2 protein-coding genes are annotated in these 11,918 nt (G+C 44.4%); both read right to left on the minus strand.

Features of this window, described 5'->3' with window-relative positions:
- Positions 1–9 precede the first annotated feature (9 nt).
- Positions 10–11,103 (minus strand): Calx-beta domain-containing protein, encoded by an 11,094-nt coding sequence (locus LYNGBM3L_RS26745; RefSeq protein ID WP_008188780.1) that lies wholly within the window; start codon positions 11,101–11,103, stop codon positions 10–12.
- 180 nt (positions 11,104–11,283) lie between these two features.
- Positions 11,284–11,796 carry a hypothetical protein gene (locus LYNGBM3L_RS26750; protein ID WP_008188782.1) on the minus strand — a complete coding sequence of 171 codons (513 nt, stop codon included), beginning with the start codon at positions 11,794–11,796 and terminating at the stop codon, positions 11,284–11,286.
- Between the last annotated feature and the right edge of the window lie 122 nt (positions 11,797–11,918).

Below are 11,918 nucleotides of genomic sequence, written 5' to 3' on the forward strand. Positions count from 1 at the left end.
TTGCTATAACTATTCCTCAATAATATCTGTAAGCAAAAGATTCAAATTTTCCACCGTTAACAGCGGCAAGTTAGGATTCTCAGTACTACTCACATTTTCTGGATTGGAAAACAGACTAAAACTAAACAGATATCGTCCCCTGCTTTGATTGGGGTTTTTCTGAGTTTGCCAATTCTCAATTTCCCGGACAATATTTGTTCGCAGGTCTTGAGTAACTACTAACATATCCGTGGAATCCCCAGACTTTTGAACCGTAAATCGAGGGGTGAGTAGAACAGGTAAGGAAGCTAACAGTTCCTCTTCATTAGTGTTGCTAGCTAAAGCAAAGGCATACTGACAGCTAATCCGAATATCATAAGGACGGTTAATGACAGCTGGCAGCAAGACTTTGAATAACTCTTCCAGATGCTGTGTCAAAGTTTTACTTCTGGAATCGCCCAAGTCTGCAATATCCCAACGCTTATCATTAACAATGAGAGGAGTAATCCGGTTCTTAAACCTTACTTCAGGAGTCTGGAAGATGAAAGCTGCATTAGTTTCCCTGCCATCAATCAAATTCTTATTGCGGGCGAGACGGATAGCACCCCAGGCATTTTGATAGTCCAACACATCCAAATTAGTCACAGTCACCTTACGATCCGGTAATGCCGACTCCCCAAAGGTTTCTACCCCAGTTGCATCAAGCAATTTGGTGAAATCATACTCAATGGTGGTGTAAGGTACTGTGGGGGAGTTAGTAGTTACATCGTTCTGCCTGGTATCATTTAACTCATACCCTGGTAACTCAATGTCTAAGATTTGTTGATCAGCAACGGGAAGATTGTTAGTGGGAGTGATGATAACCGTTTTGGTTTCTTGGTCAGCAGATAGGTTTTCATCAATATTGTAGTGAACTGTCTGGCGAGATGCCTGTGCGATCGCAATCGGTTGCCAAATTTGCCATGACCTAGCCACCTCTTCTGCTAGAGTCGCAAAGGCATTGAGGGCAGAGGTAACCGTAGTCTGGTTGTCAGAATTCACCCCTGTTTCCAAAGCTTTGAGATCACTGGCTAGGGTTGGATATAGATTGTTAAACCGCACCAGAGTATCCAACAGTGGATCAATAGTATTAGTCGTATCGATAATTGTGCCAACACCCACTGGATCCCCAATGTCTGCATTAACTGCATTACTCAGCACAAGGGTAAAGGTTTCATTATTTTCAACCACATCATCGCTGTTGACTTTCACCTCAATTGTTTTGCTGGTTTCACCGGTCGCAAATTCCAGACTTCCGCTAGTTGCGGTGTAATCTCCCGGTGCTTTCGCGGTACCATCCTGGGTTTGATAATTAACAGTAACAGTCTTGTCAGAAGGAGGAGATAAGGTAACCGTGAAAACTGCAAATGTTTCGTCTTGATTTTCTTCGGGTTCCTTCAAAGAGACATCATCAATGGTCAATTTAGACGAACCATTGTATTCAATCCGGCATTCAATGGTATCTTGAGCCACATCGGGATGTTCATAAAGGAAAACATAATTCCAGTCTCGAATATCCTCAGCACTGAGAATATCACCAGCAAAACTGTCGGGGTCAGGAATTGCTGTTTGGGAAATCAGAGAAGGAGGAAGGGGAAAATCTCGCAAAGGAATGGGAATTTGAACATCTCCAATTTGATTAGGCTCATCATTGAGAGGTTGAATAAAATTGAGCCAAGAGGAGGTGGAATTGGTAGTATTAATATTGTATTCCAACTCATTAACCTGATAGTTCAGATTAACCGCAATATCTTCGTAACGCTGAGGCGTTTGGGTATTGAAGAAAAAGGTCAGCGTAGACTTACCATTGTTGGCATCGCTCAGGGAAATTTTAGCTGGAGATAAAGTGAAATCTATTGATTGAAGCAGAGCATTCTTTTCTGTGTCAGAACTAGTGGAGTTGGGAGTACTTTCAGGATTGGTGTAATAAGCCCCGCTCATAACTGGTTGCCCAGATAAACGAGGAATATCTTGATCAGACCATTGATAGCGATCAGCGATCGCGACATCCACGTTATATTGAACAATGGTTTCAATGTCGTAAGCATCCGCTAAATTTGTCAGCAATTCCTTTTGGAGTGCTTCCACCGCTAAGGTTTGGCGAGTAGTATACTCTTCGGAAGTTGTATCCACAGAAGTCTCCAATACATGGGTCACATTTTTACTAATCGAATCGGCCAAACTTGCTTTGACATCTAAAATGCGCCTAAGCTGATCCTTTAAAGTGCTATCATTCACTGCAGGGATAGCTGTTTCCGGTTTCAGGATATCTTCAATAGCACGTAAATACTTACGGGCTAAACCATTCAGGTCTACCGCATCCACTCGCACGGTTTCTGTTGAGCTTTGGTCAAGTCCATTCTCTTGGGTGTAGCTGTAAAGGTTTACTTCCCCTGACATTAAGGTATTGCTCAAAGGCGCAGCGGAAAAGAAGTAGGGGAAATCCTCTTTGATATCGTAACTAATCCCGGTATCCCCCAGATGAACTGCCCACAGGGTATCACTGTTTTGAGGATTAGCATTATCAATATTCCCAGCATCCCTCCCCACTGCTAGCTTTAAGTTAGGTAGTGCTTGCTCAAATGCCTTGGCAAAGGGGTCAAGGGAGGCCAGGCGTTCACTAAACTCAGCATTTTCATCATCGGAGGAGCTGGTCAGCACAACGGTTTTGGGGGCAAAATAGGCTGATACTACCTCAGCTTCAGACACATAGCAATCCATCTCCTTTTCACACACATCGTCGGAATGCATCAAATCCTGGTTGCGTCGCATTTCCAGCTGTACGGTGACCGGGAAAAGTAAATCCGTTGGATACAGAAGACTATTATTGTTATCCCGGAAGGTGAGATCAACCGTTGTGCTAGCTACTGCTGGGGGAACAATCCAATTCTGATTGGCCTTAATCAGAACCGATTCATTTTGGAGCGCCTCTGCTACTTCTGCCACAGTTAGGGGGCGTTGCGTACGCTTTTCTAACAGATCCACCGCTGTTTTCAGACAACTGAAGTCATACATGCGATGAATAATCTCCAATGAGTCCTTTAAGGTGTCGATCAATACCTGATCATCGGGTTGACCATGGGCAGTTTCGATATTAGCGATCGCATCCGGCACATCCAAGGTTTCAGGTTGAGTATGAACCGTTGATGGCTCGAATTGGGATTTAAGGTTTCCTTCAGCATCCAGCAGTGTTGCTTTCAAGATACTCAAGGAAGATTCACTATCATTGGGATCAAGTAAGGCCCGTAACGCAATGCGATTTGCCCCTTCCAAGTTCTCCAGTTGCTCATAAATAGCATTGACCGCCCCAATGCTTTGCTGGGCTTGACTGGCGTCGCCTACAATATTATTCCCAATGCTTTGCTGGGTTTGACTGGCGTCGCCTACAATATTATTTTTGAAGTTAACCAGGGTTTGCGCCCATCCAGAGGTGAGGGTGTAGAAGGTTTCATCGGTTCCGGTCTGGATAGTTTGACTATCGATGAAAGCCGCTAACCGTTTTAAGTCGCTATTTACTGTATCGTCACTGTTGTAACTAATCTTAGTCAGGGATGCCAAAACCGGACGGACATCGATAGCAGTATTGCCACTCAAGAGTCCTGCCAGGGTTTGGTTAGCCACCGCTACGGCTGCTGGGGTAATTTCCGTTCCCATGGTACTGGTTAAGGTACTCAGGGATGTGGTTTGATCTGTGAATTGTACCACTGCTAGATAGTCAGGGTTCTGTGCAGAAGAGGTATCCAGGGTAAAGCGATCCGGAATGTAGAGAGTTGCCCCGGACTCTAAGGCTAAAGTGGGAGTTTGAAGAGCAATATCCCCTGCTGTGGTTTGATCGGTAATAATTTGACTATCATGGGCAGCAGCAATAGCAATCATTTGGTCGAAGCTATCCCCACTGGTGACAGTGTAGTTCAACAGCACGTCAGCCAGGATCACATCCTCTGTACCAAATAACCCACTCATATCGCTGACAGCAGCAGCAACCACAACTAATTGACTATCGATCGTAGACTCAGTCAGAATATCACTGATATTGCCCACTGCTTGTACCGTTTCCAAAACCGTGCGATGAAGGTTGGTTTGTAGATGAAGCTGCTGAGTTAGGTAAGCCAGGGTCTTCCGTTCGGGCAGAATTGCGTCAGTAATGGTATACTCCAGGGCACCCACTTCAGCAACAATGCCCGATTTCAGCACATCCATAGAGCTAACATCATTAGTGGCGACAAACTGGTTAAGGGCAATGTGATATAGACTATCCTGAGCCTGGATGGTGTAATCAAGGCTACTATTGGCCATTGTGATTTTTATTGTCGAACCTGCCACCAGTAAATCCTGGCGTTGGGCATTGGCAGTAATCACCGTTTCAGTAGTTTCTAAACTATTGTTATTGGGGAATGCTGCAGCGATCGCAATCCAACTCTTTTCAGTAATCACCTTGATCTCTACATTAAACGGAGTTGGTGTTGCTTCATCTTTCTTGGTCACCGTGACCGTTAATGTTGTGTCCGTGGGGAAAATTTCCAGACCACGAATGGCCTCAACCAGATCCTGGTCTTCTGACAGACGATTTTGAAGAGTTTCCAAAGTCTCGTCATCCTGGGTTGTGATATCCAAGGCTGAAACCGTAACCCCTGCCAGCAATACCGTGGATTCATTCTCTGCAATAATCTCATTGATACGGTCGGTCAGGATCTGGTCAAACTCCAGATCCAGGTCAGCATTTTCCAGCTGCAATACCCCATAGGCAATTTCTTCTAGGGTGGCGTTTAGGGTAACGTAATTGTTGACGTGGGATGATTCTAGACCCTTGATCAGGACACCATTGGTTAAGCTTTCAGTGGTATCTAACCCTTGAGCAATGGTTTGTAGGTTGGGTTCGATCAGCTGGTCTTCCTCTAGGGCGAGTTGTGCGATCGCAATCGACTCGAAGGTATCCCCATCTTGAACGGTATAGTTTACCAAATTACCAGTATAAGTAATAATCCCACCAACCGCTAATAAATCCGCCGTTTTTGCATATTCGGTGACAATTTCCTCAACTTTGTCACTTTCAGTGCCGTAATCTTTGTTGAGCTTGGTTGCGATCTTATTTAAGCTGTTGGTTGACTCAACCCGAATACCTACAGGAATCTGAATACTTTGACCACTGCTGAAAATACCACTAACTGCACTATTACTATCCCCTAAATCTCCAATATCACACCTATATTGATTAGCAACCGATTCCAGGTCTTCACTGTTACCAGCAACTGTATAGGTAAATTCCTGGAGATATTCCAACGTGACCAAATACTTATAGACATTATCCACAAAGCCCGTGAAGGCAGCACGCTGGGTATCAGTCAACTCCTGGTCACCGCTGGGAATCACCGATGTAATCACCGTAAAGGTTAAGTTCGAGTCATGAACCTGATAGTAAATTTGTTGATAGGTGGCGCGGTCAGTTTTAATCTGATCCAGTGCCTCAGTGAAAAGATTTCCAGGAGTGGGAATATATTTAGATTGGTCTAACACCAACTCCAGAATCAAATTAGCAGTCTTATCATCCTTGCTGGTGATCTGATAGCTTTCACCCACCGATGGCCATTGATTGATTCCGAAAATCGGGTCGAAATAACCTAATTTTTGGCTAATACCTTCAGCAAAGTTCCCATCGCTTCCCAAACGATTGCCATAGATATCTTGCCAGCGAAAATCTAACTTAAAGGTATCTCCAATACCGTAATAGGGATTGAGGGTATCCTTGAGAATTTCCGGTAATGCTTGGGATGGTGTATTTTTTGCTGCGGTAGTTAAAGCATAAACCGGCAAGACTTTTTCATAGACCCATGTTGTATCATCCTCATCCTCTTCAATCGGTCCGATCGGTAGACGGTCTTGCCCGGTTTCCTCCTCAGCTTCAATTGTACTGGGCAGCTGATAACTCAAAAGCTGATAGAGGTTTTGAATCTCATCGGTCGCAGTATCATTGTCTTGAGGTTCAATGGCAGTACGGGTCAGTCTAAAACCAAGATTTCCTGCCGGAATCCTTAACACATTAATGGTTTCACTACTGGTGGCAAAAATTTCGCTGACCTCATCATTGAGTGTACTAAACTGGGAATGATCAGATGGAATCTCAAGGCAGTTGTGATAGCTAGCGGGAGTGCTGCTAAAGGTCATTAACAGAGTGACCTGAGCCGTGTCCCCATCAGCAAACAGAGAATCTGGTAAGCCCTTTTGCTCATAGCTATAGTTGAGGTAATAGCCTTCACTATTTACAACAGTGCTTTCTTGAACCAGTGTTAGGAATGGTAGGAAATTCGTAGACAAGTCTAGTGTCACAGTACGGTTATCCCCAGAATCTAGGGATAAATTCGTCTTCAGCATCAAGACGTCAGCACTGCCATCACGGGTCAGAACTTTAGAGTCACCACTGTCATCCAAATACAACAAGGTCAAGGTTGTAGGAGTTACGTTTGCGGTCAGAATATCTTGCAGTAATTGCCGACTAGCCGTTTCAATCCGTTCAATAGCGTATACGGTCGGCAAAAATCCGCTCCCATCTGAGGTCGAGACTTGGCGGATTTCCAAGGTTAATTTAGTTGCCCAGGTATATCCTGCTTCAATCTCCGCAGTATCTAAAGTTTCCCCCTCCGCAGTATCTAAAGTTTCCCCCTCCGCAGTATTTAAGGTTTCCCCATCTTGAACTGACTGCTGATTGTAGAAAAGGGTTAAGCTTCTCTGAGCAGACGTAGACTTGAGATAATCACATAACCCAGAAGGAAGTTCCCACAGCAGATTATTGCTAGTTGCATTGATTTTTTGGCGAATAGTGTATTGCTGGTTCGTGGGATTGTAAAACTCCAGCAGTGTTGGAGGAGTTGTGGGCAAAATTCCACTGGTTTCTGCCTCATCAAGCTGCTGAATCAGTGTAATGGTGTTGTAGGTACCAGTATCAGGGAAAGGGTAATTAAGTTCAGGAGTTAAGGTTGCACTATCGCTGTTCTCACTTGGATCATCAATTAGTCGAATCCAGGTCAAAGTATCGGGTTTAAATAACCGGATTTCATTGGGGGTAATGGTTACTGTCTCACTATCCCCCTCTGTTCCGGAAACAGTCCGCGTGACTGTGACAGTAAATTGTTGTCCTGTACCAAGATAAGCAGCTTGTTGTCCATCAATGGTTGTAGTGCTACCTGTAAAGGTGGGTAATCGCAATCCATGCAACAAGAATCGTGAGGTCATTCCCGCTAAGGATTGGAACGACTCACCACCATTGAAATTAGTTAATAAAGTGCCTAGGGTAATCGTGCCATTTTCATCAACCCCCTCTTGTTTATCCCTAACATGATCGATGCCAAGCTGCACCGCAGAGCGAATAATTAAGGTGAAGTAGTCAATAAATAAAAGTTCAGCGATCGCTAACTCGGCGGATGAATCGTTGGTCGGTATTTGTCCCAGGACTTCTTCTGTGCTCTGGTTATGGTTATAGTTGGAGGATTGAAAATAAGTTTGAATCGCCTTGATTTGAGCGGGAGAATATTTCGTACTATCAAAATCAACGGTATTGAGAACAGTATCAGCACCATCCTTGAGTTCCATCTCAAGTTGAGGAAACATCGGGAAAATGGTACCACTAATTGTTGGATCTGTCTCATTTGTATCTGTATTATTTGTATCTGTCTTATTTGTATCTGTATTATTTGTATCTGTATTATTTGTATCTGTCTCATTGATGGGGCGGTCGGTGATATCAAAGATAAAATTGGTAGACAAGAATCGAATCAGGGGTGCCCAAAACTCATCCGCCGGTTCTTCCTCTAAGTAGTTAACGAATAGGGTATAAACATCTTCTAACAATTCCAACGTTAAGACTTGATCATCAACATTAACAGCACTTGTGTCGATATTTAAAGCATTACGCTCACTATCTGATAAATAGGCATAAATCACCCATTTGAATAGGGCTTTAACTAACTCATCAAAGTCCGTATCATTATCTGTATTAATATCCCCAGTAGTGCTATTGCTATCCCCAGTAGTGCTATTGCTATCCCCAGTAGTGCTATTGCTATCCCCAGTAGTGCTATTGCTATCCTCAGTAGTGCTATTGCTATCGTCTAGAGGAATCGAGTTTTCCATAAACAATAACCCGATACCACTTACCCCTGTTTCGGTCTTGGTAAAGGACGGTTGAAAATAAATATCGAGGCGAAGCTTGCCGTCTTTTACAGTTTCCGGGCGCACCTGGTCGGTAAGGATTTCTAGCTTAATTCCCGTTGTGCCATCATCCCATCGCAATGACCGTCCACCAGATGTTTCAGTAGTGACATTTGTAGTAGTGACATTTGTAGTAGTGGCATTTGTAACTGTCCCTGTGCTACTAGTGGCCTGGGCTTTAGCAAAAGCAAAGGAGCGATTAGCCCTAGCATTTTTCTGCATAGAGGGACGCAGGGTTTGAGCACGGGCAGTAAATACTGGATCTGGGGGAGCCATGGCTCCCCCAGATACAGCAGCGAGTTGCCAGGGTGGTGTGGTATCTGAACCGAGGACAAATTGCTCCCGGACGGTCAATTTAAACTTAAATCTGATCCGGACAAAGCCAACCTTGATCGATGCTTTGACAGAAACCTTAGCCACCAGAGCCACCTGAATAGCTTTGTATACCTCCACCACAAACAGCACCGCAACTTTAACCAGGACTTCTACATCAACCTGAATCACTTTAAAGTCCACGACACCATAGATGCGACCAACAATGGCTACACCACCCTGAATTCGGTAATAGGTGGCCTTTTTCTCATTAGTATCGGTGGGATTATAGGTAGCAAACACCCCTTGCAAAAGGCCCTGCATGGTAATGCTGAATTCTGCGCGCAGAGGACCTTTGTTGATAATTTTCCCCAACCCGACCTGTAAGCCAATGCCAAATTCCAATACCGGGTCAAAGGTGCCACTAACAATGTCGGGAACACTGGTGGCTGTTTCTGCACTAAGTTTATTGAAATAGAAGCCCCCTAACCCTAAAAAGATGCCGACATTAACGGCAATGGATCTCGAAAAGTCACCACCCCAAGGGAAGCCCACATCGATACCAAAGTCCCCATTGGTATAGATTTCAATGGCAACCACTGGCAGGGTAATATGAACAGCACCAAAGTCGATATAGCGCATGGTGTCTGGTAAAACCAGCTCACTGCGATAGACCCCGACAGTATCACTAATGCGGCGATAGAGGATTTCAAATTCAAATCCAGCAAAACTTTGTACCGGGGGTCCCGACAAACTAATGCGCAGGCCATAGATAAAGGGGTCGTTGAAAATTATACTGATCTCAATGGAACCCAAAATCACAAATTGGGCACCAATTAACCAGCCACTCTCTGCACTAAACTGTATTGGCTGACCTGAAAATTGAATTGGTTGAGTGGGGTCAGAACTGACGGCTGAGGGTAAGGACTGTTGCAGAGCTGTGAGGGGATTTTGCCGCCGTTTAATAGGGGGAAGGGGTACCAAGGTTTGGCGCATCACCGTGGTGAATTGCTCAATAGTACGAGCTTGCTGCACAATTTCTGGTGCGAAGGCAACCCGTTGTCCCAAAGCCAGGAACTTCAGCTCGAAGATCGGGGCTTTAGTGCTGGGCACTTCTGGGGGATTCTCATTGACTGGGTCCCACTGAACTCGCTTTTTGGGTTCTCCGGGAATACTTAAGTCAACTGCGATCGCTATTTTTTTATTGGATGCTGTTCTGGCATTATTTTGTTGGGTACTAACCTGAGATGACTTAGTCCCAAACTGGTAAGACAGCCCCACATTGGATACCTTAGCAATCAAGACATTCAAGGTAGCCTTGTAGGAAATGGTGATGGATTTATCGGTTAGGTCTATCTCCAGACTAAACTTATCTAGCGCTATCTCTTCTTTAGCAAATTCATCCCAGGGTGGATCGAGTTCAAAGTCAATAATGCTGGAGTCATAGACGCTGACAATATAGGCAATCAGGTCACCAATAGTGGGATTCTTTCCACTGACCAAACTAACGCTAAACCGCAACAGTTTACGATTATTGATATTGGTGTACACTGCGCTCAACAACAGGGTACTGATTTGGAGTTGGAAAATTAACTCACCGGTACGATTTGCCAGGGCTTGGGATGAACGACCAGAGCTAGAGGTGCTACTGGTTTGGCTAAAGGTATAGATAACCGAGAGTTGTAAGGTATCGAAAAAGGGAATCGAGGCTTTGACCGTTCCTGCGATCGCGCCTTTTAGGGTCGTAGAGGTTCCCCCTGATCCCTGACTGGAGGTTTTGGCAATTTCAATCGCGGCTTGGATTTGCAGGGTTTCTTCCCCTGGCACTAAGGCAATGCCAGTATCCCAATCCATGGATCCGGTGAAGGTATAGCGGGATTCGACGATTTGGGTACTATTGTCTTGATAGCGGGTTTGTTGTAGCGCAAATGCCAAGGAAACTACTAAATCCCGCAACCCATACTCATCGAGTTTATCCTGGGAAAACCCAAAAGCTTTGATGACTTCGGTAATACTAATATTTTCAGCAGTGGCAGAAAATGCCCACTGACTGGCAATTATGCCACTCTGTGACGAAAATTGATGGGCGACCTTAACCGCAAATTCGCCCCCAAATAACTCAAACAGCCCCTCAAATGAGAGTTTTCGCTGCTGGGAGAGGGATTCTGCCGTATTCTGTTGACTCCCATTGGTTGAGCCAGAAGATTTGACCGACGACACTGACAGAGCAAGCTGTTCGATGGATAAGGTTGGCCCCGAATCGAGGGTAATCGACCAGGCATTTTCAATAGCAGCCTCAAAAGAAAATGCCCCTTTATCCGGTCGCAATTCCACCGCCATTTTAGTAATGGCTAAGTTCTGAATCGAGTCTGGTGCATCTAATTCTGGAATTAATTCTTCCAAAAGCGCCACGACATAAAGTCGCTGTCCAGCAATCATACCGCCCTGATAAACCGTTACGTTGCGGTCTTCAATTTTCTCCAGGATCAAATTGACGGTTTCACCAGCAACGGTTAGCTCGGAGACCATACCAAAGCTAACACTGGTTGTTCTTTGCACTATTGCAGTCATAGCTCGATTCAGAAAAGATTAGGAGGCAACAATGGAATTATCGAAAGTCAGGGGTCAGCCGTCAGCCGTCAGCCGTCAGCCGTCAGTGGTCAGCCGTCAGCTGATTGCTGTTCGCGTAGCGTGCGCGTAGCGCATATGCTGATTGCTAATAGCTGATTGCTGATTGCTAATAGCTGATTGCTATTCTTCATTACTAACTTTGAAATAGACTCCCTTTAATTTAAGCTCTAATCCATCAATTAATTGACCTGCATCATCTTGCCATTCTGCTGATAGTCCAACAGTGTAAGCTGTTTTCTCTTTGGTTACTGTTCCACTTGTGGCAGCACCTGGAATTCTGACATGAAATTCATCCACATATAAACCAGCTTCTAAAACGAGATCAGCAGCATTCTGTAAGACAGCTATATCGGGCAAGAAATCCGATTTTATCGCTCCTTCTGTCAGTGTGCCACTTGAATCGTTGTCAGCCTCTTCTTTGCTCACTATAAAACTAGTATCATCGACACCTAGAGTACTCATAATACTACCAATAGAGGTACCAACCGTACCAAGGTAGACTCTCTCCCCTGCCGGAAGTTCAACTTCAATTCCCTTTTCTTTAAGCTCACTAATGGCATTTTTAGGTTCTAGGGAAATTGTCTTCCCAGCCAGTTCTAGAGAAACACCAAAAAATACTTTAGTTTCTGACATTTTTTTGCTCCTTATTCAAAAATATTTAGTTTCAACAACTATCAATTTACAACAACAATTATAAATTAGACATTTACCCTTGAATTATATATCATATATAAATGATATGTAAACCTAAGAGG

This window comes from Moorena producens 3L (assembly GCF_000211815.1).
Lineage (GTDB): Bacteria > Cyanobacteriota > Cyanobacteriia > Cyanobacteriales > Coleofasciculaceae > Moorena > Moorena producens.